The 21,848-nt window shown below is 44.1% G+C and carries 23 protein-coding genes; 14 read left to right on the top strand and 9 right to left on the bottom strand.

What is annotated here, in order from left to right; all coding sequences use genetic code 11:
- Positions 1-2 precede the first annotated feature (2 nt).
- Positions 3-929, top strand: a complete 927-nt coding sequence (locus tag HF888_RS03145) for a two-component system response regulator (RefSeq protein ID WP_007016447.1) — start codon at positions 3-5, stop codon at positions 927-929.
- On the opposite strand, the gene HF888_RS03150 is transcribed toward HF888_RS03145, so the two are convergent.
- The 6 genes from HF888_RS03150 to xseA all read right to left on the bottom strand — a co-directional run bounded on the left by HF888_RS03150 (position 926) and on the right by xseA (position 5,144).
- Entirely contained in the window at positions 926-1,297 is a 372-nt protein-coding gene (locus tag HF888_RS03150; RefSeq protein WP_007016446.1) for a CZB domain-containing protein, read from the bottom strand. The genes HF888_RS03145 and HF888_RS03150 overlap by 4 nt on opposite strands.
- Positions 1,298-1,323: 26 nt before the next feature.
- Positions 1,324-1,704 carry a methyl-accepting chemotaxis protein gene (locus tag HF888_RS16800; RefSeq protein ID WP_424175479.1) on the bottom strand — a complete coding sequence of 127 codons (381 nt, stop codon included), beginning with the start codon at positions 1,702-1,704 and terminating at the stop codon, positions 1,324-1,326.
- A gap of 447 nt (positions 1,705-2,151) precedes the next feature.
- The gene (locus tag HF888_RS03160; RefSeq protein ID WP_007016444.1) at positions 2,152-2,349 is read right to left on the bottom strand and encodes a hypothetical protein; all 198 of its coding nucleotides are present in this window, start codon (positions 2,347-2,349) and stop codon (positions 2,152-2,154) included.
- A gap of 9 nt (positions 2,350-2,358) precedes the next feature.
- The gene (gene smrA, locus HF888_RS03165) at positions 2,359-2,931 is read right to left on the bottom strand and encodes a DNA endonuclease SmrA (RefSeq protein WP_007016443.1); all 573 of its coding nucleotides are present in this window, start codon (positions 2,929-2,931) and stop codon (positions 2,359-2,361) included.
- Positions 2,932-2,989: 58 nt separating this feature from the next.
- Entirely contained in the window at positions 2,990-3,865 is an 876-nt protein-coding gene (locus HF888_RS03170) for a M23 family metallopeptidase (protein ID WP_207798108.1), read from the bottom strand.
- Complete coding sequence (gene xseA, locus HF888_RS03175; protein WP_007016441.1) at positions 3,804-5,144, bottom strand: exodeoxyribonuclease VII large subunit; 1,341 nt, start codon at positions 5,142-5,144, stop codon at positions 3,804-3,806. The genes HF888_RS03170 and xseA overlap by 62 nt, the downstream gene beginning before the upstream one ends.
- Positions 5,145-5,292: 148 nt before the next feature.
- Here xseA and HF888_RS03180 point away from each other — a divergent pair, with 148 nt between their 5' ends.
- The 9 genes from HF888_RS03180 to HF888_RS03220 all read left to right on the top strand — a co-directional run bounded on the left by HF888_RS03180 (position 5,293) and on the right by HF888_RS03220 (position 15,536).
- Positions 5,293-5,763: a DUF3015 family protein gene (locus HF888_RS03180; RefSeq protein WP_168367033.1), complete on the top strand. Its 471-nt coding sequence runs from the start codon at positions 5,293-5,295 to the stop codon at positions 5,761-5,763.
- 131 nt (positions 5,764-5,894) lie between these two features.
- Positions 5,895-7,748 carry an Lnb N-terminal periplasmic domain-containing protein gene (locus HF888_RS03185; protein ID WP_007018890.1) on the top strand — a complete coding sequence of 618 codons (1,854 nt, stop codon included), beginning with the start codon at positions 5,895-5,897 and terminating at the stop codon, positions 7,746-7,748.
- A gap of 13 nt (positions 7,749-7,761) precedes the next feature.
- On the top strand, positions 7,762-8,595 hold the full coding sequence (locus HF888_RS03190) for an alpha/beta hydrolase (protein ID WP_007018889.1): 834 nt from the start codon (positions 7,762-7,764) through the stop codon (positions 8,593-8,595).
- Positions 8,596-8,753: 158 nt separating this feature from the next.
- The gene (guaB, locus tag HF888_RS03195) at positions 8,754-10,223 is read left to right on the top strand and encodes an IMP dehydrogenase (protein ID WP_007018888.1); all 1,470 of its coding nucleotides are present in this window, start codon (positions 8,754-8,756) and stop codon (positions 10,221-10,223) included.
- A gap of 267 nt (positions 10,224-10,490) precedes the next feature.
- Positions 10,491-12,065 carry a glutamine-hydrolyzing GMP synthase gene (gene guaA, locus HF888_RS03200; protein ID WP_007018887.1) on the top strand — a complete coding sequence of 525 codons (1,575 nt, stop codon included), beginning with the start codon at positions 10,491-10,493 and terminating at the stop codon, positions 12,063-12,065.
- 157 nt (positions 12,066-12,222) lie between these two features.
- Positions 12,223-13,206 (top strand): alpha/beta fold hydrolase, encoded by a 984-nt coding sequence (locus tag HF888_RS03205; protein WP_007018886.1) that lies wholly within the window; start codon positions 12,223-12,225, stop codon positions 13,204-13,206.
- Positions 13,207-13,213: 7 nt separating this feature from the next.
- A complete protein-coding gene (gene tadA, locus HF888_RS03210; protein ID WP_007018885.1) occupies positions 13,214-13,708 on the top strand; it encodes a tRNA adenosine(34) deaminase TadA in 495 nt (164 codons plus the stop codon).
- A gap of 86 nt (positions 13,709-13,794) precedes the next feature.
- A complete protein-coding gene (locus tag HF888_RS03215; RefSeq protein ID WP_007018884.1) occupies positions 13,795-14,328 on the top strand; it encodes a peroxiredoxin family protein in 534 nt (177 codons plus the stop codon).
- Positions 14,329-14,423: 95 nt separating this feature from the next.
- Positions 14,424-15,536, top strand: coding sequence for an MBL fold metallo-hydrolase (locus HF888_RS03220; protein ID WP_007018883.1), 1,113 nt, complete (start codon positions 14,424-14,426; stop codon positions 15,534-15,536).
- A gap of 231 nt (positions 15,537-15,767) precedes the next feature.
- Here the strand turns inward: HF888_RS03220 and HF888_RS03225 are convergent, their stop codons facing one another.
- The 3 genes from HF888_RS03225 to mutS form a co-directional block, all read right to left on the bottom strand.
- Positions 15,768-15,941: a hypothetical protein gene (locus tag HF888_RS03225; protein WP_007018882.1), complete on the bottom strand. Its 174-nt coding sequence runs from the start codon at positions 15,939-15,941 to the stop codon at positions 15,768-15,770.
- A 173-nt stretch (positions 15,942-16,114) separates the two neighbouring features.
- On the bottom strand, positions 16,115-16,438 hold the full coding sequence (gene fdxA, locus HF888_RS03230; RefSeq protein ID WP_007018881.1) for a ferredoxin FdxA: 324 nt from the start codon (positions 16,436-16,438) through the stop codon (positions 16,115-16,117).
- Positions 16,439-16,616: 178 nt separating this feature from the next.
- Entirely contained in the window at positions 16,617-19,304 is a 2,688-nt protein-coding gene (mutS, locus tag HF888_RS03235; protein ID WP_007018880.1) for a DNA mismatch repair protein MutS, read from the bottom strand.
- Between the two features lie 175 nt (positions 19,305-19,479).
- Between mutS and HF888_RS03240 the strand changes: the two genes are divergently transcribed.
- The 4 genes from HF888_RS03240 (at position 19,480) to HF888_RS03255 (ending at position 21,847) form a co-directional block, all read left to right on the top strand.
- Positions 19,480-19,818, top strand: a complete 339-nt coding sequence (locus tag HF888_RS03240) for a zinc ribbon domain-containing protein YjdM (protein WP_007018879.1) — start codon at positions 19,480-19,482, stop codon at positions 19,816-19,818.
- A 15-nt stretch (positions 19,819-19,833) separates the two neighbouring features.
- Positions 19,834-20,037: a hypothetical protein gene (locus HF888_RS03245; RefSeq protein ID WP_007018878.1), complete on the top strand. Its 204-nt coding sequence runs from the start codon at positions 19,834-19,836 to the stop codon at positions 20,035-20,037.
- A gap of 85 nt (positions 20,038-20,122) precedes the next feature.
- Positions 20,123-20,686, top strand: a complete 564-nt coding sequence (locus HF888_RS03250; protein WP_243469396.1) for a lipocalin family protein — start codon at positions 20,123-20,125, stop codon at positions 20,684-20,686.
- A 222-nt stretch (positions 20,687-20,908) separates the two neighbouring features.
- Entirely contained in the window at positions 20,909-21,847 is a 939-nt protein-coding gene (locus HF888_RS03255) for a sensor domain-containing diguanylate cyclase (RefSeq protein ID WP_007018876.1), read from the top strand.
- The last annotated feature ends 1 nt before the right edge of the window (position 21,848 follow it).

Genomic DNA, 21,848 nt, shown 5'->3' on the forward strand with positions numbered 1-21,848 from the left:
ATATGAGTGATGAATATCGTATATTAATGGTTGAAGATGATAGCGACGACTATTATCTCACCAAACAGGCTTTAGCCAAGGATCACCATCGTCGCTATGATATTGATCGGGCTAAATCAATTAGAGCTGCATCGGATTATGTTTCTAATCGATATGATACGATTCTGTTAGATGTAGTGTTACCCGACTCTGAAGGTGTTAATTCGATTTTAGAGATTCAAAATGCATTCCCTAACACTCCTATTATTGTGTTGACGGGTATGGGCAATGATGAACTTGGTCAAAGTGCAATTCAATTAGGAGTGGCTGATTATTTATCGAAATCAGACATGACACCAGGCTTACTATCCCGCTGTATTCGATTCTCGATCGAGCGTCACAACTTGATCAATAAGTTACAGAATATGGCACTTATCGATCCTTTAACCTTATTAAGCAATCGTGCTGACTTTATGCAAAAGCTAGAGCACCACTTAGAATATAGCCTGCGTTATCAAACAAAACTGGCATTGTGTATGGTCGATCTAGACGGATTCAAGCAAGTCAATGATACACTTGGTCATCGCGCGGGTGATCAGGTTTTACAGCAATTTTCTACCCGGCTTAAGCAACGCCTTAGAAAGTCCGATGTACTCGCACGTCTAGGCGGAGATGAATTCGTTATTCTAATGCTAGGTGTTGGAGATGAAGAATCGTCAATGCAAGCAGCTAAAGAAAAAATGCAAGCGGTGGCGGAGCCATTTTTAATTTATATGGACGGTCAGGTTCACGATATTCAACTGGGTATGAGTATCGGTATTTGCATCAGTGGAGGCACGATATCTACGCCAGATAAATTGCTACACTGTGCAGATCAAGCAATGTACCAAGTTAAGAAATCAGGCAAGAATAATATTGCATTGCATAAGTCGCCACCCGAATCGGCCTAAAAAAGCACATCTTCATTACTATCACTAGCTGAAACTTCTGCCATGTTTTGCAATTCATCATTAAACCTAAGCATAGTTTGAATGATGTTGATGCTGTGATTTTCCATACTCGATAAATGTTCGAATTTATCGCTATTTCGATTCTGTGTATTGGCTACTAATGCTTGATAAGCCGATTCGTGAATGGCTATTAATGAATGTTCCATTTTCTTATAGCTATTTAAGTGACTAAAAGTCGATTTGCCTAGTCCTTCATAATACCACTTGCCCATTCGGCCGGCGGTGTGATCTCTAATGTTGTCAATATAGGACTCATCAGTTACGTTTTCATCAATGGACTCTAGGATTTTTGATTTAAATGCGAGCAAGCATTAATAATGCGACCTGAATGAAACTACTCATTAGTAGCCCGACTGATTATTAAGTTCATCTCTTGGCTAACTTGGGTTATATGTGAAACAGATTGATTAATGGTTTGTGTGGTTTCAGTTAGGGTGTTAGCGTTTTCTTTGATTAAGTCGATACCTCCACCCACTTGGCCAATATGATGATTGGTTTGATCAATAATATTGCCTATTTTATCCGTCGTTTGACTCGTTTGTTCAGCAAGATTGCGCACTTCATCGGCTACAACTGCAAATCCGCGACCCTGCTCACCAGCTCTTGCTGCTTCGATGGCAGCATTTAACGCAAGTAGATTGGTTTTTTCACTGATGGCTTTTATTTCATCGATAAAAGTATGAATAGAATCAGCGTCTTTACGCAAAGTCTCCATATGTTCAAATGTTTGATTAGACTGTTGGTTTATATTTTTCAGATTGCCACTAATACGCTGAAGGATGACAGAAATCTGATCAAACGTGGCTGCATTGTCTTTTAAATTATTCTTTTCATCGGCAAGATGCTTTGCGTTACCGAGAACGAGATCATGTACATCATTGATGCGGTTAATGTTCTTGAATAGGATCGAATTAAGTTGAGAGTGTTCTTGCGCAATATCATTAATATGGTGTCTCAATTCATCCGCTGCGATGCGAGCTAGCTCAACATTCCCCAGTTTCTGTTTCGCATTTACAAGATCGCTTTCTAGCTCGGCAATACGACTAGCCAATGATGCGTATTTTTTTATATTAACGAAAGGGAATGCCGGCATGCCAAGAGTTCCATGAGTCCTGTTCTATTAACTCTAGGTCATATGCACGGTCTTGCAAAACCCCATATTTTATTCAGATTTGCTTGTATTCTGCATGGCTGTGGGAAGGAGAAACTGTTTGGCCTCAGAAAAATCGATGGCAAAGTCAGTTTCCATAGCCTCTTTGCTAGGGCGTATGCCGCAACAAGCACCAGTGACTGGCATGGTGGAGGCGCCTCCAACGGAGACAGAGTCTTGGTCTAGCGAGTCATTAGTTTCTTTTCTCATTGTTCCTGACTATTTTATACGCAGTTTGTCGCGGGTTTCTTGTTTCTTACGCTCGCTCTTACGTAGCATGACGTATACCGCGCCATAGCCGCCATGGTGGGGTTGGCAGCTATGAAAAGCCAGTACATCATCGAGCTCTCTAAGCCACTTGTTGACCCAGCTTTTGAGTAAAGCCGGCGTTGCTTCTTTTTCGCCCTTACCATGCAAAATAGTGACGGTGCGCAGATCATAGCGCATGGCGTCGGCAATAAAGCGATAGACTTCTTGGCGTGCCTGCTCGACGGTTCGCCTGTGTAGGTCTAGCCGCGCATCGATTTCATATTTACCTAAGCGGAATTTGCGATAGACACCCTCTTGCACACCGTCGCGCTTAAAGCTGATCAGGTCATAAGGCTTTACCATATCCACATAGCTATCGCTTAGATGGTTGGGATCCTGCTGAACTTGGGTTTCTGCAGCTTTGCGGCGAGCGGCAAGTGAGGCGCCTGCTTGTGTTTGCTTCCTTAAGAGGACCCGCTTTTCGGTTTTAAGAGGCGTAACATCGTCACCCATTGCTTCTTGGAATTCGGAAAAGTCTTCCATTGTCGCCTCCTCGTATTTACGTGCTCATAGTGCGTCATTATACGCCAAAATCGGCATTTTAGTCTTGTGCTGAGACTTGGGCGCTCTCAGGCAGCAATAGCATGGGATCGATACGGCTATTATTAAGGCTCACTGACCAATGTAGATGTGGTCCTGTGACTCGTCCTGTTGCGCCCACTTTACCCAGTATCTCCCCCTTCTCTAGAATCGATCCTTGCTCCACAAGAATCTCGTCAAGGTGACAAAACATACTGATGAGTCCTTGGCCATGATCCACATACACAACATTCCCATTAAAGAAGAAATTCCCAGTCAGAACGACTTTGCCGTCAGCAGGAGCTTTGATATCCGTGCCGGTTGGAGCTGCTATATCAAGACCGCTATGTGGGCGGCGAGGTTCACCATTAAAAAAACGGCGCAAGCCAAAAGGGCTAGAGTAGGGGCCGTCCACTGGCTTGAGAAAGGCAAAGTCAGGCATACGCTGACGTTCAAAGTGTGCATAGGCGGCCATGGCTTTAGCTTTCTCTTTGCGGTGGCGGGCTAAGTCTTCTTGGCTAAGGTCAATGTGTTTACGTGTTTTAAGCGTGATGTGTTGTTCTTTGTATTGCTTATCTTGGACATCAAACGTTCGGCTTTTACCATTAATGGTAATGCTGTGCTCACCGGGCTTAATCGACAAGGGTAAGCCTAGTACGGCGCGCCAGTTTTGACCGTTGGGTATGACGGCAACGGGCTTGTCTTGGAAAGCCACCTCTGGGTATTCACTCGACTCAACATCGAACGTGACGATGCCACCTGGGACGGCTAGCGTTTCAATTGCGTGCAGTGGTGTGATCGCAAGAAAGCATAAGCAAAGGCATAGCAACCCATTCTTAATTTGCATCATCAGAGTTAAGGATGGTTGCGGTAATTGAGCCTTGGTGTAGACGCCCATGAATGGTATCTCCTGCAGTTACTTGCTTGCTAGAGCGAATGGCTTCACCGCTCTCGGTGGTGAGGATCGCGTATCCGCGTCCTAATGTACTCAATGGACTTACGGCATTCAACACTTCCGCTTGGTTTTGCAGGCGATGTTTGAACTGGTTCAGTTCTTGTTTCATGGCCAGTTGTAAACGTTTGTTCAACTGCTGTAGTTGCAGTTTTTGTCGCTCCAGTTGCCGCTGAGGTTGAACTTGGTAAAAGCGATGGACGAGATGGGCAACCCGTGTTTGCTCGCGCTGCAGTTGCTTTTCCATAATCGTATTCAGGCGCATGCTTGCCATATCCAAGCGCTGCATGTTTTCTTGCAGTTTCTCTCTCGGGTGGCGGATGCGCTTGCTTAATTGCTCTACTCGAAACTGCCAATGCTGAATTCGATTGGACCAAGCACGCAGCAAAGCTCGTTCAGCATTTTCAAACCGACCTAGCCATTCAAAGCGATCCATGCTGACCATTTCTGCCGCGGCAGAGGGGGTTGCAGCGCGAACATCCGCGACAAAGTCACTAATAGAGACATCCACTTCATGGCCGACCGCACTGATAATGGGAATGCGACTATGGAAAATAGCCCAGGCCACGGCCTCTTCGTTGAATGGCCAAAGATCTTCGAGACTGCCACCACCACGTGTGAGAATGATGACATCGCATTGTTGGTCGCGATTGGCCCGTTCGATGGCCGCAACAATTTGCGCTGCCGCTTGCTGGCCTTGCACTTGAGTTGGATAAATTGAGACGGGTAGGCTAGGCATTCGACGTTTTAAAACCGATAGTACGTCACGAATAGCAGCCCCCGTAGGACTGGTAATCACACCCAAGTGTTGTGGATGTTTGGGTAAGGCCTGCTTGTATTCTTGATTAAACAGGCCCTGTGTAAACAAATGTTTTTTTAATGCATCAAATGCGGCTCGTAAAGCACCTTCACCGGCGCTTTCCATTTTATTCACAATGAGTTGGTAGTCACCGCGCGCCTCATAAAGACTGACGGAGGCATAAATAATAACCTGATCTCCTTCTTTGGGAGCAAAGTTCACAAATTGCGTTCGATTTTTAAACATAGCGCAGCGAACCTGGGCGCGTTCGTCTTTTAAACTGAAGTACCAGTGGCCACTGCGAGGGCGGGCGAGGTTACTAATTTCCCCCGTCACAACGACATTGTGCAAATAGGTTTCCAGCAGCTCCTTGCTTTGTCGGTTAAGCTGACTGACGGTAATAGGCTGTGTTTGAGTTGCTTTCATGGTGGGCACTATAACTCAGTTTAGAGGCATTCTTCATATTTTTATCAAAAAGCACTGGACAAAACCCGTGGTAGGGCATCTATAATCAAACGCTGGTAGTTATCTAAAACTACTTTTTCTTAAAGTTCCAACGGATAAGGAATCATACATGAAAAAACTAATCGCTGGTGCTGCATTCGCTGTAGCTGCTTCATCTTCTTTCGCTAGCCCTGCAGGTTGTGGTCTAGGTACGGCTGTTGTTTTCCCAGAAGCTAACGAATGGTATGAGCACGTAATGGCTGCAACTACTAACGGTACTTCTGGTAACCAAACTTTTGGTATGACCTCTGGTACTCTTGGTTGTGAAGAAGCAAACGGCCCTCTAAAACTAGCTCGCGTATTCATGGATCAAAACATGGAACAGTTAGCTGTTGATTCTGCACGTGGTCAAGGTGAGTCTCTAGAAGCACTTACTACTCTTATCGGTGTTGAGCAAGCTGATAAAGTTGAGTTTTCTAAAACTCTTCAATCTAACTTCGATTCAATCTTTGTAAGCACTGACGCTTCTTCTGAGCAAGCTTACTCTGCAATGGTTGAAGCTATGGCTGCAAACGAAAAATTGGCTAAGTACCTTGGCTAATTTACATTAATGTTACAAAAACATTAATAATGAAAGGCGCATGTCACCATGCGCCTTTTTAGTATCTGCCTTAGTCGAATTTGTGGCAGTATAACAGCAAGAACATGGATAGATTGAGTTAATACCCCTGCATGCGTTTTATCATTTTTTTCATTGTACTAGTTTTACTTCGTCCGGCGTTTGCTCAGATAAGCCCTGCACAGATTGAACAACTCTCGCAAAATCCGAAGTGGCTTTCATTATTACATTATCGCCCCCATGGATTTATGGAAACATCATATAGTGAAGTAGATGATGATGCGTTTTTTCTTCACCAAGACGGTAAATACAATGCAGCTAAAGAACTAGCCGCGAATATCGATCAATTCTCAAATGAAAATAATCAAGTCTTGAGTGACTCTAGCGCCAGTTGTCGATTTCCTGAACGTCGCTACTTTATTGCTTCACAATTGCCGCAATTGAATTTACAGCCTGTTAAGTGTCCAAAATATGATGAGTGGCGAAAAGACATTCATGGTGATGTATTACATCTGATATTTCCGTCATCGTATATTAACAGTCCTTCTTCCATGTTTGGTCATACATTATTCCGTTTAGACGGAAAACAAGGTCATAAATTATTATCGTCTGCTATTAATTTTGCTGCCTTCACAGATCCAACTGATGATGAAATTACTTTTACTTATAAAGGTTTAACAGGCGGCTATCCGGGGTATGTATCGCTTGTCCCATACTATGAGAAAGTAAATGAATATAGTCATATGGAGAGCCGTGACATTTGGGAGTACGAATTAAAACTATCCCAAGAAGAGGTAGATAGTTTTATTCGTCACATCTGGGAGCTTGATCAAATTCGGTTTGACTATTTTTTTATTGATGAAAATTGCTCCTATCGACTACTGACTATTTTGGATGCAGTAAACCCTCAGTGGCGGTTGAGTGAAACATTTGATTCTCGAACAGTTCCGACAGATACGATACGCGCCCTTAGGGCTCGAAATTTGATTGCCAATATAGAGTTTAGGCCTTCAAAGACAACCAATATCGAGCATCAGCGTCTTCAGTTAACGCATGATATGAGAGAGCTTTCTCGTGCGCTCTCGGACAATCCATACGATCAGGAATTACAAACACGACTAAGCATCTATAATGAGAAACAGCAAGCTCAGATGCTTGAGTTAGGCTATCACTACACTCGCTATTTGGTCACGAAGAAAAAAGAGAGTGACCCAGATATCCCTAAGCGCAGTTTGAAATTGTTGTCCTTGCGATCAAAGGTCGATTTTAACCAAGAAGCTTTTACAAAAGTCATTGAACCTGTATATCGTGATGATCAAGGTCATGGAACCTATCGTTATCTTTTCGGTTTATCGCGCTTTCAAGATAAAGACTATTTGGAAGCGGGTTTTCGTATTAATTACCATGACTGGTTGGACAATTTACCTGGTTATCGGGAAGGTGCGCAAATCGAAATGGGGAATGTGATCTTTCACGGTCGTGAAGATGAATTGAAACTAAAGCAATTTGACGTATTACATATCCGTTCATTGGGGCCACGTAATTTATTTAGTCATCCTATTAGTTGGCAGGTTCAAGGCGGTTATGAGCGCCAGCCTTTAATGGACGATCATTGGTATGTTCGCGTAGGTGGCGGAGCTAGTTATGAGTTTCTTTCAGGTTTGATATACAGTATGGGTGTTGTAGAACTCTCAGCTATTGAACGAGATAAAAATTGGTTTCGTATGAGTGCGGGTCCTGAAATAGGTTGGCTAAAGCAAAATGATTTGTTTAATTCATTCATTAAAGCTCGGTGGTTATACGGTGTCGATGACGAAGAAGAAAACTTGCAAGCGGAAATTGGCATGTCTATCTCTGTTAGTCGAGATCAGCAAATAAGACTGCTTTATCAATACCAGCAATATGCAATGGATAATTTGCAAGAAGATCACGACAGTTTGCAAATACGCTATGTTTTGTATCAATAGTTAAGGACTGATAATGCAACGACCACTCGTTGTCTGCTTGTTATTGCTATTGGCTGGTTGTGGCAATTTAACCAGCTTGATGTTCTATCCAAGCAAAAAATTACCCGTTATGCCTGATCGTTTGGGCAATGAATATCAAGAAGTTTGGCATCAAGCCGCCGACGGTACAAAGCTATATAGTTGGTGGTTACCCGCACATTTGAAAGAAAATGAAGAAGCAAAAGGCAGTATTGTTTTTCTGCACGGTAATGCACAAAACATTAGTTATCATCAGCTTTCGGTCAATTGGTTGCCTGAACAAGGTTATAACGTTTTTTTATTGGGCTATCGACAATTTGGAAAAAGTGAAGGCTTGGCTAACTTACCCAATGTTTATCAAGATGTTCATAGTGGATTGTCTTGGGTGATTGAGCATGGTGATTCTGATCGAATTTTTATCCTGGGTCAGAGTATGGGGGCGACATTAGCGGTTTACGGTTTGGCCAGCTATGAGCATAAGCAAGAGGTGGATGCCTTGGTCTTGGATGCCGCATTTCATAGTTATCCAGAAATGGCCGCTCACGCCATGGCGAGCAACTGGCTCACTTGGTTGCTTCAACTTCCAGCCTACTCTATTACTGATCAATATGACCCTGATCAATGGATCAACCAGCGAAATGATATTCCATTGATGATGTTGCATAGCCCTGATGATCAAATCGTGCCTTACGAATTTGGGCGTCGGTTATTCGAGGCGGCGGACGAGCCAAAAACCTGGCTAAACAGTCAAGAAAAGCACATCGCTTCTTTTAATTTCAAACACGTGCGGAAAGCTTTACTTGATTATCTAGAAAGCCTTTCTAAATAGCGTTTTTTGATAAAACCTCTAATGAATCAAGGCTCTAGAAAACGACGCTTTTATAACTGCATTATTTATCGTCTCTATAAGCAGATTTTCATTTACCCAAGCAGGGGAAACAATGTACAATTACGCGCCATTCTTATTCAGGTATGGCGGTCCCATCTATGTTGCGAATTGCACAAGACGCACTCACATTCGACGATTTACTCCTTGTTCCAGGTTACAGTGAAGTACTGCCTAACCAAGTGAGTCTCAAGACAAAATTAACCCGTGAAATCGAACTGAACATTCCTCTGATTTCTTCGGCTATGGATACCGTTACTGAAGCTCGTTTGGCTATTGCTATGGCCCAAGAAGGTGGTCTGGGTATTATTCACAAAAACATGACCATTGAAGAGCAAGCAGCGGAAGTTCGTAAAGTAAAAAAACACGAAAGCGGCGTGGTGAAAGATCCTATTACGGTCCCTAGCAATACTACCATTCGTGAATTAAGAGCCATCACGACTCAAAACAGTATTTCTGGTGTGCCAGTTGTGGATGGCGATGAGCTTGTAGGTATTGTCACCGGACGTGATGTTCGCTTCGCGGATGACCTTAATATGAAGGTCTCGGAAGTGATGACGTCCAAAGACCGTCTAATAACGGTTAAAGAAGGCGCTAGCCGTGAAGAGATTGAAAAGAAACTGCAAATGAACCGCATCGAAAAACTACTAGTGGTTAACGAGACCGGTAAGCTTGCAGGTTTGATTACAGTTAAAGATATTAACAAGGCACAAAGCCACCCAAATGCGTGTAAAGATGATCAAGGTCGTTTACGAGTGGGTGCGGCAGTTGGTACGGGTCCAGAAACCGAGGACCGAGTTGCTGCATTAGCCAAGGCCGGTGTTGATGTGGTTGTGGTTGATACTGCCCACGGACATTCGAAAGGTGTTATCGATCGTGTGCGCTGGGTTAAGCAAAACTTCCCTGAGGTACAAGTGATCGGCGGTAATATTGCAACAGCGGCAGCTGCTCGCGCGTTAGCCGATGCGGGTGCCGATGCGGTAAAAGTTGGTATTGGTCCAGGTTCTATCTGTACAACGCGTATCGTTGCCGGTGTGGGTGTACCACAAATTAGCGCAGTCGCCGATGTTGCGGCAGAACTAGAGGGTACTGGTATACCACTTATCGCAGATGGTGGTATTCGCTTTAGTGGTGATATGGCGAAAGCGATTGTTGCTGGTGCCTATGTCATTATGGCCGGTTCATTGCTGGCGGGCACGGATGAAGCACCGGGTGAAGTTGAGTTGTTCCAAGGCCGTGCTTATAAGTCATATCGTGGCATGGGATCTATTGGTGCCATGGGTCAAAGCCAGGGTAGTGCTGATCGCTATTTCCAAGATTCTAAAGCGGGTAACGACAAGCTAGTACCTGAAGGTATTGAAGGTCGTATCGCTGTTAAGGGTCCGATGGGTAATGTTGTGCATCAAATGATGGGCGGTTTGCGTAGCGCAATGGGTTACACAGGTTGCGCGACGGTTGATGAAATGCGCACTAAGCCGGAGTTTGTCAAAATTAGTAATGCCGGCATGAAAGAAAGCCATGTGCATGATGTGCAGATTACCAAGGAAGCCCCGAACTATCGCTTAGGCTAATCGGCTTGCTGAGCTCGATCTAGGGGTGTTAAAAATTTTCTCAAGATCCTCATTTGCAAAAGCAAACTGCGGTCTTTCGAAAATTTTTGCCTACCTAGATCATCGCCAGCGTCACCTCAAGTCAAATGTAAAATGACTGGGTGAAATGAATTTCAACCTGTTGCTAAGGCAACAGGTTTTTTTACTTTATAGCTATTATCAATATTCAGTCTCGGAAAATGAGAACCCTAGTTTTAACTAGCCGATCATTTTCAGTTAGGAACGCAAATGACAGATATACATTCACAGAAAATTCTTATTTTAGATTTCGGTAGTCAATATACTCAATTGATCGCACGTCGTGTTCGTGAATTGGGTGTGTTTTCTGAAATCCGTCCTTGGGATATGAGCTTTGATGAAATTAAAGAATTTGATCCGAAAGCCATTATTTTAGCGGGTGGCCCTGAATCTGTGCATGAAGCCAATAGTCCTCGTGCTACTGAGGAAGTGTTTGATATGGGGCTTCCCATTTTAGGCATCTGTTACGGCATGCAAACCATGGCGGAACAGCTTGGTGGTAAAGTACAGGGTTCGGATATTCGTGAATTTGGTTATGCGCAAATTAAAGTGGAAAGCGCAGGACCTTTCTTTAAAGATATTTCTGATCATATTGATAATAAAGGTAGTACTTATCTTGATGTCTGGATGAGTCACGGCGATAAAGTCTCAGAAATGCCAGCAGGTTTCGAACTGATGGCCTCTACTCCTAGCTGCCCAATCGCAGCTATGTATCATGAAGAAAAACAATTCTTTGGTGTTCAGTTCCATCCCGAGGTAACACATACCTTACAGGGCGGCCGCATGCTTGAGCATTTTGTGCGTGATATTGCTGGTTGCGAAGCTCTGTGGACGCCAGCCAATATTATTGAAGATCAAATTGCTCGTGTTCGTGAACAAGTGGGTGAGCGAAAAGTTCTACTTGGCCTGTCAGGTGGTGTGGACTCTTCAGTGGTTGCAGCGCTGTTGCACAAAGCCATTGGTGATCAGCTTACCTGTGTATTCGTGGATAACGGATTGTTGCGTAAAAACGAAGGCGACATGGTTATGGATATGTTTGCCAAAAACATGGGCGTAAAAGTAATTCGCGCCGATGCGGAAGACTTATTCTTGGGTAAGCTGAATGGCATTGATGATCCTGAGAAAAAGCGCAAGGTCATTGGTAATACATTTATCGATGTATTTGACGAAGAAGCTGGCAAGATTAAAGAAGTAGATTTCTTAGCGCAGGGTACTATTTATCCTGATGTAATTGAGTCGGCGGCCTCGAAGACAGGTAAAGCTCACGTTATCAAATCTCACCATAATGTGGGTGGATTACCAGATGACATGAAAATGGAATTAGTCGAGCCATTGCGTGAATTGTTCAAAGACGAAGTGCGTAAAATCGGTTTAGAACTGGGTCTACCATACGATATGGTTTACCGTCATCCGTTCCCAGGTCCAGGACTTGGTGTTCGAATTTTGGGTGAAGTGAAAAAAGAATATGCAGATGTACTGCGCGAAGCGGACGCCATTTTCATTGAAGAGCTTCACAACTTTGATTGGTATCATAAAACCTCGCAAGCCTTTGCTGTTTTCTTGCCAGTTAAGTCTGTGGGTGTTGTGGGTGATCAGCGTCGCTATGAATGGGTCATTGCCTTGCGCGCGGTGGAAACCATTGATTTCATGACAGCTCGTTGGGCACACTTGCCGTATGAACTACTGGAAAAGGTTTCAAATCGAATCATCAACGAAATCGAACATGTTTCTCGTGTGACTTACGATGTGAGCTCTAAGCCACCTGCTACGATTGAGTGGGAATAATTGTAATTCATATTGGTGAAGCGGATCCCGGGTTGACCGGGATCCCATCTAATTCAGTTATCTCAGACTTTTTGGGGATCCAACGATCGCTTTTCGTCTTGATCCCCTGATGATTCCGTTCTAACCTAGCGCTACCCAATCTCAACCTGTAAGCGCTATGAAAATACTAATAAAAACTGCCGCTATTATTTCACTTTCATTACTCACTGCCTGTGCCAGCATCGAAAACAGTATTTTTGATTTGGCGATTAGTGTTGAGCGATCCTTTGCTAATTTACAAGAAAAACGCATCAAGCTTGAAGAGCATGAGTGGGTGTATCTAGAAGCCAACGCCGATGAGGGTAAAGAAACCGTATTGCTGTTACATGGTTTTGCCGCGGAAAAAGATAATTGGACGCGTATGGCGGATTCCCTCGAAGACTATCATGTTATAGCCCCTGATCTACCAGGTCATGGTGAATCTAGCTTTGACTCGGATTTATTTTATGGCTTTGATGTGCAGAGTTTGCGCCTTGCTCGATTTGTCGATGCATTGGGTTTAAAACAGTTCCATATCGTTGGCAATAGCATGGGCGGTGGTATAGCGGCCTTATATGCTTATCGTCATCCACACAGAATTTTAAGCTTGGGCCTAATCGATGCGGTGGGTTTTTATGGCAATGAACCCAGTGACTTGGAAATTGTATTAGAAAAGAATCTTGATAACCCGCTTATAGTAGAATCAAAAGATGATTTTGATCGCTTGATTGAATACGCCATGCATCAGCCGCCATTTATGCCTTGGCCGGCAAAATCCGTGTTAACGCGCAAAGCTATGAATCGCACGGAGGCCAATAAACACATCTTTGAACACATTCATAAAGAAGCGGAAGCGGCAAAATTTGCGGGAGGATTTGTGCATGTGTTTGAGCAACTGGACATGCCAACCCTTGTGCTTTGGGGAGAAAAGGATCGAGTATTGGATGTTTCTAGTGTCGATAAATTCTTTCAGCATACGCCTAATGTAGAAGTGAATGTTTTATTGGATATCGGCCATGCGCCTATGTTGGAAGTACCCCAGCAAACCGCACTTATTTTGCAAGACTTTTGGCAGCGTCACACTGACAGCAAAGCAAAACTTGCAAGCAATACAAATGAATAGGTGATACTTGTCTCAAGAATTGCAAGATGAACACTTTATGGCGCTCGCCATACAGCAGGCGAAAAAAGCAGATGCTTTAAATGAGGTACCTGTGGGTGCGGTCGTGGTGTTAGATGGTGAAGTTATAGGCGAAGGCTATAATCAACCCATTTCTGGATGTGATCCAACCGCTCATGCTGAAGTTATGGCATTGCGCCAAGCCGCAAAAAACGTAAGCAATTATCGCCTGGTAAATGCCGATCTTTATGTCACCATTGAGCCCTGCACCATGTGTGCAGGTGCCATCGTTCATAGCCGAATCCGTCGCTTGGTTTATGGAGCAACTGAACCCAAAGCCGGTGTGATAGAAAGCCAGCAGACGATTTTAACGCAGTCTTATTTTAACCATCGAGTGGAAGTAGTATCTGGTATTTTGCTTGATCAGTGTACTGATATTGTGCAGGCATTCTTTAGAAGGCGTCGGGCAGAAAAAAAACAAGCTAAAAGGACAAAAAACGGATAGTCCTATATTCGGCACGTTGTCCCAGCAATATGAATCTAAATCATGATTATCTGCGTACATCCAATGAACCAAAATATAGGTAAAATATGAAGTTAGAAGCCCCTTGCGAAAGCATCGATTTCCTCGCCAACGATATTTATGGTCAATCCATCCGTCTCAAAGACTACCAAGGTAAAAAAATACTGCTCGCCTTCTTTAGAGATGCCGCGTGTCCATTTTGTAATTTAAGGTTATACGAGCTAACCAACCAATATCGACAGTTCAAAGACAATAATGTTGAAATCATTGCTGTCTTCAGTTCACCGGCGGATGTGGTTCGTCACTTTGTTGCAAAGCATCCTCGGCCATTTCGACTCATTAGTGATCCCGATTTAAGTCTGTATAACAAATATCAGGTGCAGCATTCGTCTTCTGCATTGTTTAAAGCATTATTTTTTAAGCTACCACGCATCGTACGCGGTATGATCAAAGGTGGTAGACCCAAGCCAAATCCACACGTTCGATTGGTTCCGGCGGATTTTTTGATCAATGAACACGGCAAAATCGTCGATACTTGGTATGGTCGAGATACCAGTGATCATATGCCAATGAAAGATGTCATGGCGTTTGTTGCTGGCTGATCATTAGCTGGCAGTCAGTTACGGCATGAGTGTAGAGAGATGCTTATGCCTGCTTTGGTACGGTGCTTGGCTGTAACAGCAAGAAACAGGAGAGTATGGTGAAGTTTGTATTGGCTATAGTTCTAGCATCGATGCTTTTATCGTTACTTGCCTGTGCAGGTAAAGAACAAAAGCAATATCAAAGCGATCACTACAAAGATGGTAAGTTTATTAATTTAGAACCCTTTGAAAAGGATTATGGCTTTGCTCGAACCATCGATATCATCAACAAGTTTTGGTTTACCGAGTTCCCTTTTACCGAGCCTGACCGTCCTATACCCACGCAAACGCTGACGCCTGAGCAAATAGAGCAGGCACCAAATGGAACTTTATACCGTTTAGGTCATAGTACAGTATTGATGAAGTTGTCTGGAAAGTTGATTCTGACCGATCCAATGTTCAGTGAGCGTGCGAGTCCTTTCCAATGGATAGGTCCAAAGCGGTTCCATGCCCCACCGATATCCATTGAAGAATTACCGCCTATTGATTTTGTATTGATTAGTCACGATCACTACGACCACCTGGACGAATCTACTATTGAGCAGCTTCATGAAAAAGTTGGTCAATTTTTTGTGCCATTAAAAGTAGGGCGTTACTTACTGGATTTCGGTGTACCCAAGGAAAAAGTGCAAGAGTTTGATTGGTGGCAGGAAGCAACAGTTGGTCCTTTTAGAATCGCTGCCACACCAAGTAATCATTTTTCTGGACGTGGATTATTTAATCGTGATGAAACACTATGGGTTTCGTGGGTTATCATCGACGAGGCGACGCGCATCTATTTTAGTGGTGATAGTGGATATTTTTCTGGGTTTAAAGAGATTGGTGAGCGTTACGGACCTTTCGATGTGACGATCATGGAGAATGGAGCCTATAACCCAGACTGGGCTCATAACCATATGTTTCCTGACGGCACGGTGAAGGGCCATCAAGATTTGCAAGGCAAGCGTTTATTACCGGTACACAACGGCACTTTTAAATTGGCGTTTCATCCTTGGTTCGAACCGATGCAGCAAGTCAGTGATATTGCCAAACGCGAACAAGTGTCAGTCTTATACCCAATGATGGGGCAGCCTGTTCATGCTCATAAGGATAAGATGTTTGATCCTTGGTGGTGGTTACCACAGCGTTCAGAGGCTACTGATGGGTTTGATGAAGCGAAAATGCATTAAAAACATCCTATCTATGCAAGTTGGCGCAAAATGACTTGCAGAGGTAATAAGAGCGACTATCTTTAAATTCAAAGGTTAGGACGATCTTAGGACTTTTCAGCAGGACGCTGAACCAGTGGACGGGTACGGAAAGCATCGGACAGGCCAGGATGGCACCAAGTTAGGATGACACCTAGGGTGAAAAGCAAAAAGGGTAGAGGCTTATAGTCTCTGCCCTTTTTTAATGTGTGCTTATTCTTCCGCGTACACGTCTGCTTCGATCCGAGCTGTTTTTAAAGAGGTATTATCGCCTTGTTGGCTGTTAGCATGCTGATTGCCCTCGAGGGCGTTGTTGTCATGACTAAAATACAAAGCTGCAGTGCCCAGACATACAATGAATACCGCGAAAAGTTGGATGCGGTTCATCTCAGCTCCTTTTTAATTATTATACGAGCGGTTTCAGTGTGTCCTGAATGAACATGAAATGAAACGGGTCAAGTTGGCCATTTTTCACAATGATGGATATAACTCCGTTTATAGAATGTTACAGATACAAAAAAAGCAGCCGAAGCTGCTTTTTTTGCTGAGTTGTATTGTGCTTAACGCTCAAGATGCTCAATTTTACCTTCGACACCGTCCCATTCTTCAGCATCTGGAAGCTTGTCTTTCATCTCTGTAATGTTTGGCCATTCTTCAGCGAGTTCAGCATTTAATTCAATAAACTTCTCTTGTCCTGCGGGTAGTTCATCTTCACTAAAGATCGCTTCTGCTGGGCATTCTGGCTCACAAAGGGCACAGTCGATACACTCATCAGGATGAATTACTAGGAAGTTAGGGCCTTCATAAAAACAGTCTACTGGGCAGACTTCAACACAGTCTGTGTATTTACACTTGATGCAGTTTTCCGTTACGACAAAAGTCATTGGCTTCTCTCTCTGGCCCTATGGGCGTTTTTATTCGCTAATCAAATCACTAAAGCGCTCATTTTAGTCAGGCCATAGCCTGTGAGCAAGGTTATCTATAAACAGGTGGCTTTATACACAAAAGCACTATAGTTTTAAAGTCGATTAAAACTATAGTGCTTATCAGTAAACTCGATAATTATTTTAGTTTGCCCTTGAGTTCATAAAGTAGTTCAAGCGCTTGCCTTGGTGTCAGATCATCTGGGCTGATATCTTTAAGCGCTAATTCCACTTCACTGGGTTCAGGCGGTGCTGCGAACATGTCTCCCTGCCAGATGGCTTCTGCACTGTCGTTTGGCTGAGACGCTGAAGGTTGAGGTTCCGTGACTTTAGCCACTTGAGGTGTCTCAGAAATGGATTGCTCAATCGGGCTGGGTTCAATGTTGGTTTCTTCTAACAAAGCAAGCTTTTGTTTGGCCTGTTCCACGACTTCTAAAGGCACGCCCGCTAGCTTGGCTACTTGCAAGCCATAGCTTTGGCTGGCGGGGCCTTCTTCCACATGGTGGAGAAATACAATATGGTCATTATGTTCGGTAGCGGTTAAATGCACGTTGGCAACATTGTCACTGCTCTCCACCAACTGCGTCATTTCAAAATAGTGGGTCGCGAATAGGGTATAGGCTTGAGTGTGTTTTGAGAGATATTCAGCGCTGGCCCAAGCTAAAGATAAACCATCAAACGTACTGGTACCGCGACCCACTTCATCCATCAAGACCAAGCTTTGCGCAGTAGCGTGATGGAGAATGTTAGCGGTTTCTGTCATTTCTACCATAAAGGTTGAACGGCCACCGGCGACGTCATCGCTTGAGCCCATACGGGTAAAAATGCGATCTAGAAGACCAATCGTCGCGCTATCTGCCGGAACATAACTACCAATGTGGGCGAGCAACGCAATGTGTGCTGCTTGACGCATATAGGTCGACTTACCACCCATGTTTGGGCCGGTAATCACGAGCATTTTACGGTTTTGATCAAAGCGCACATCGTTTGCCACAAATGGGTCTTCGATGACGGCTTCTACCACGGGGTGGCGGCCCTGTTGAATATCAATGCCAGCATTTTCGGTGAGCTCAGGGCGAACATAGCGCTGGGTGACGGCTCGTTCTGCTAAATTCGACAATACATCCAGTTCGCTGATGGCGGCCGCTGTATCTTGCAGAGCCGCTAATTGATCCGCTAAGGATTCAATGAGTTCTTCATAAAGGGCTTTTTCTCGAGAAAGCGCGCGGCTTTTGCTGGAAAGCGCTTTGTCTTCAAACTCTTTAAGTTCAGGTGTGATAAAACGCTCCGCATTTTTCAATGTCTGTCGACGAATATACTCGGTTGGCGCCTCACCCGCTTGAGCTTTGCTGATTTCAATGTAATAACCGTGCACTCGGTTGTAGCCTACTTTTAAGGTGCTAATACCGGTCTTTTCACGTTCACGGGTTTCAATGTCGATTAGGAACTGGCCGGCGTTCTCACTGATGCCGCGCAGCTCATCTAATTCTTCGTCAAACCCCTCGGCAATCACACCACCGTCACGAATCACCACAGGTGGGTTTTCTACAACCGCATTGGTTAGGGTTTCAACTGTCTCTGGGTAGGTACTAATGCGTTGACCCAGAGCCGCAATGGGCGCTGCATCGACATCTGATATGGCGTTTTGCAATTGTGGTAAAACGGCTAAAGCATCTCGTAAGCGCGCCAGATCTCGAGGGCGGGCGCTGCGCAATGCCACTCGGCTGAGAATCCGCTCGATATCACCGATTTGTTTGAGCACATTGTGGATATCTTCATAACCATGGGTTTCGATCATGGCGCCAATAGCATGTTGTCGCTCTTTCAACACGGATTGTTGACGTAAGGGTCGATTCAGCCAGCGACGCAATAGTCGACTGCCCATGGCCGTCGCGGTACGATCTAATACCCAGGCCAAGGTGAAATCAGTATCACCGTTTAAATTGATATCAATTTCGAGATTTTTGCGGGTAGCCGCATCCATGACGATGGCATCGTCCGCTTGCTCTAGAAGGAGAGTGCGAATGTGGGGCAAGTTGGTGCGCTGAGTTTCTTTAGCGTAATGAATCAAACTACCTGCAGCGCCAATGGCTTGCTTCAAATGCTGACAACCAAAGCCATGCAAGTCTTTGGTTTGGAATTGTTCGGTCAGCAGGCGAAAGCCAGTCTCGTATTCAAATTCCCAAGGCGGCAAACTCTGAGCCCCTTTACGCTCGACTATTTCGTTACTGTGTTGTTGATCTTCACTGTAGAGCAGCTCAGCCGGGCGCAGACGCTCTAGTTCACCATGCAATGCTTCTTCTGAATGAACTTCCATCACACTGAAGCGGCCGCTGCTGATATCCAGTGTTGCAATGCCATGGGTCTGTTTTTGTGTTCGGCCATCAATGTGGCTATTCACCGCTACCAATAAATTGTCTCGACGCTCATCCAAAAAGCTTTCATCTGTCAGGGTACCCGGTGTAATCACCCTCACGACTTTGCGTTCAACTGGCCCCTTGCTGGTGGCTGGGTCGCCAATTTGCTCGGCAATGGCCACAGATTCACCCATTTTCACCAGTTTGGCGATATAGCCTTCCGCTGCATGGTAAGGGATACCTGCCATGGGGATCGGCGCGCCACCGCTTTTGCCTCTCGCGGTTAGCGTAATGTCCAATAAGCGCGCGCTTTTCTTGGCATCGTCATAAAACAGCTCATAGAAATCACCCATGCGATAAAACACCAGCTGCTGCGGGTGCTCCGCTTTAATGCGCAAATATTGCTGCATCATAGGTGTGTGTTCAGATGCGTCTTTTGTGGCTTTTTTCGGGGCAGTTTCAACGGCCATAGCACTGCTCTTATGGGCTGAGTGGATGGAAAATCAATAAGCGCCAGATTGTACGAGAAATTGCGAGATCAAGGTAGGCTTGACATGGATCTATGTAAAGGTTCAGTGGGTTAGGTTTCGGTACAAAATCCTTGTATGATGAACCCTAATTTTAATGACAAGAAGTACATGATTTATGAGTCAACCATCTTGCCCTAAATGTCAATCTGAATATGTCTATCCAGATCAAAACCTGCTGATTTGCCCTGAATGTGGTTATGAGTGGGATCCTGTTGAAAAAGAGAAAGAAGATGCGCCGCTAACAGAGAAGGATGCAAATGGTTCCGTTTTGAACGAAGGCGATAAAGTCACCTTGGTAAAAGATTTAAAGGTAAAAGGCAGCTCTCAGGTACTAAAGATCGGCACAAAGGCGTTGATTCGACGCATTGTGGAAGGAAAGGATCATCAGCTTGATTGTAAAGTGGATGGAGCCGGCGAAATGATGGTGACGGCAGCATTTGTTAAAAAGGCGTAGATAGAAGGAAGAGCAATGAGTTGGAAGGGTATTTTTGTATTCGGGGCGTTTGTGTTTTTAGCCGCTTGCAGTAACCGTGCTGTGTATGATGGTATTAAAGTTGGACAAGAAAATGAGTGTAGACGTTTACCAGAGCCCCAAAGGGAAGAATGCCTCGACAATATCAATACTTCGTATGATGAATATCAGAGACAAAGACAGGAAGTAATAGAGAATTAATATCCTGTCGTGAACTAAAAAGTAGATGGTTATCTGATAGTTGTCAGTTCGTAAATTAAAAGACTATGATCGATTTTGGTTAAGTATGAGTATAACCATCAAATTAAGAGGGACAGGATTTAAAAGAATGAAAGCCATCGTTATGCTGTTTTTTCTGGTTGTACTTACAGGTTGCTTGGGTATGCCTGAAAGAGTTTCACCTGTTACAGGATTTGAAGCTGACCGATATCTTGGCACCTGGTATGAAGTAGCAAGACTCGATCATTCTTTTGAACGCGGACTTAAAAATATCTCTGCGACCTACAGTAAACGGGACGATGGTGGAATTAATGTGCTTAACCGAGGTTATTCCATTGAAGATCAGGAATGGAATCAAGCACAAGGTAAGGCTTACTTCGTTGAAGACGAACGTACAGGATATCTAAAAGTCTCTTTTTTTGGACCTTTCTATGGATCTTACGTCGTATTCGATTTGGATAAAGAGGGTTATGAGTATGCCTTTATTTCAGGTCCAGATACGGATTATCTATGGTTACTGGCGCGAACTCCTAATCCTGGAGAGGCCGTGATTAATCGCTTTAAAACCGTAGCTAAAGCTAAGGGCTTTGATACCAACGAGCTAATTTTTGTGGAACATGATGATTTATAAACTGGCTTCAAACCACAAAATCAGGCGCGACGTTTCATAAATTTGGACATTGTTGTAATCGTATTGCCACACTGAGATTTTTGAAACCGCTCTAAAAAGTGCCTCAAACTAGGACTAAAGGCGCATTTGGTCATGTGACTGCTTGTTATTTCTCATACTTGAATTAATCTTAAGTATGGACTAACAATGGTCGCTCTCGAGGTCAGGCATCGCCTTAGCCATATGACAGCCAAGAAAATCAGCCCGATAACCCAAGGGGTATCGGGTGTCGATCCCAAATACAAAGAGTCATTTGATAAAGTGGCGGTGGGGTTGTGTCATGTGGATTTAAACGGTCGTTTTATACACGTTAACGATTTTCTCCTAGATTTCCTCGGTTATGAAGAGGATGAACTCCTCTCCATAACGTTCTCGCAAATATCTCGTGAAGAAGACATCCCAGAAAGTTTAGCGTGGATTAAAAAATCCCTATCCGGTGAAACTCAAAGTAATTTCTCGAAGGTTAAACAATATCTCCACAAAGACGGTCATTGGGTGTGGGCAAAGCTTTCAACGACCTTAATTCGAGATGAGCATGGCGTGCCCTCGTATTTTGTTTCTTCTATACAGGACGTTTCTGATCTTAAAAATGCAGAGACAGCGTTAGATTTTTCTTTGCAGCAACTTAACGAGGCTTACGCCGAGTTGGAGCAAATGTCACGAAAAGATGGCCTAACAGGGGCGTTAAATATTCGTGCATTTAAAGAGGAATTGTTGGATGCCATGGAGCGCTATCATCGTTCCGGTCAAAATGTAACCTTGGTATTTATTGATCTAGACGATTTTAAACAGGTTAATGATCAATATGGTCACATTGTCGGAGATGAGGTGCTCACGACTTTTGCGAAAACGTTATTGAATCAATCCCGTCGTTGCGACGCTGTAGCTCGCTATGGTGGTGACGAGTTTGCGATGCTATTAGATGATACTACGGAGCAAGAGGCGTTGGATTTTTGTAAGCGGCTAGGCTCCGAAATTGAGTTTGAGACCGGTAACGGAAAAACCAAAAGTATGTCGTTTTCTTTTGGTATGTCTCAATTAAAAAAGAATCATCGTACCGTAGAGGATTGGTTTGCAGAGGCCGATCAGCATATGTATCGTGATAAAGAATCCTCTAAATAAA

The sequence above is a fragment of the Bermanella marisrubri genome, from assembly GCF_012295615.1.
Taxonomy (GTDB): Bacteria; Pseudomonadota; Gammaproteobacteria; order Pseudomonadales; family Oceanobacteraceae; genus Bermanella; species Bermanella marisrubri.

Excerpts from the sequence above, each read along its gene's own strand:
- HF888_RS03145 (WP_007016447.1), top strand. The coding sequence starts at position 3 with ATGAGTGATGAATATCGTATATTAATGGTTGAAGATGATAGCGACGAC.
- HF888_RS16800 (WP_424175479.1), bottom strand. The coding sequence starts at position 1,704 with ATGGAGACTTTGCGTAAAGACGCTGATTCTATTCATACTTTTATCGAT.
- HF888_RS03160 (WP_007016444.1), bottom strand. The coding sequence starts at position 2,349 with ATGAGAAAAGAAACTAATGACTCGCTAGACCAAGACTCTGTCTCCGTT.
- smrA (WP_007016443.1), bottom strand. The coding sequence starts at position 2,931 with ATGGAAGACTTTTCCGAATTCCAAGAAGCAATGGGTGACGATGTTACG.
- HF888_RS03170 (WP_207798108.1), bottom strand. The coding sequence starts at position 3,865 with ATGGGCGTCTACACCAAGGCTCAATTACCGCAACCATCCTTAACTCTG.
- xseA (WP_007016441.1), bottom strand. The coding sequence starts at position 5,144 with ATGAAAGCAACTCAAACACAGCCTATTACCGTCAGTCAGCTTAACCGA.
- HF888_RS03180 (WP_168367033.1), top strand. The coding sequence starts at position 5,293 with ATGAAAAAACTAATCGCTGGTGCTGCATTCGCTGTAGCTGCTTCATCT.
- HF888_RS03185 (WP_007018890.1), top strand. The coding sequence starts at position 5,895 with ATGCGTTTTATCATTTTTTTCATTGTACTAGTTTTACTTCGTCCGGCG.
- HF888_RS03190 (WP_007018889.1), top strand. The coding sequence starts at position 7,762 with ATGCAACGACCACTCGTTGTCTGCTTGTTATTGCTATTGGCTGGTTGT.
- guaB (WP_007018888.1), top strand. The coding sequence starts at position 8,754 with ATGTTGCGAATTGCACAAGACGCACTCACATTCGACGATTTACTCCTT.
- guaA (WP_007018887.1), top strand. The coding sequence starts at position 10,491 with ATGACAGATATACATTCACAGAAAATTCTTATTTTAGATTTCGGTAGT.
- HF888_RS03205 (WP_007018886.1), top strand. The coding sequence starts at position 12,223 with ATGAAAATACTAATAAAAACTGCCGCTATTATTTCACTTTCATTACTC.
- HF888_RS03215 (WP_007018884.1), top strand. The coding sequence starts at position 13,795 with ATGAAGTTAGAAGCCCCTTGCGAAAGCATCGATTTCCTCGCCAACGAT.
- HF888_RS03220 (WP_007018883.1), top strand. The coding sequence starts at position 14,424 with ATGGTGAAGTTTGTATTGGCTATAGTTCTAGCATCGATGCTTTTATCG.
- HF888_RS03225 (WP_007018882.1), bottom strand. The coding sequence starts at position 15,941 with ATGAACCGCATCCAACTTTTCGCGGTATTCATTGTATGTCTGGGCACT.
- fdxA (WP_007018881.1), bottom strand. The coding sequence starts at position 16,438 with ATGACTTTTGTCGTAACGGAAAACTGCATCAAGTGTAAATACACAGAC.
- mutS (WP_007018880.1), bottom strand. The coding sequence starts at position 19,304 with ATGGCCGTTGAAACTGCCCCGAAAAAAGCCACAAAAGACGCATCTGAA.
- HF888_RS03240 (WP_007018879.1), top strand. The coding sequence starts at position 19,480 with ATGAGTCAACCATCTTGCCCTAAATGTCAATCTGAATATGTCTATCCA.
- HF888_RS03245 (WP_007018878.1), top strand. The coding sequence starts at position 19,834 with ATGAGTTGGAAGGGTATTTTTGTATTCGGGGCGTTTGTGTTTTTAGCC.
- HF888_RS03250 (WP_243469396.1), top strand. The coding sequence starts at position 20,123 with ATGAGTATAACCATCAAATTAAGAGGGACAGGATTTAAAAGAATGAAA.
- HF888_RS03255 (WP_007018876.1), top strand. The coding sequence starts at position 20,909 with ATGACAGCCAAGAAAATCAGCCCGATAACCCAAGGGGTATCGGGTGTC.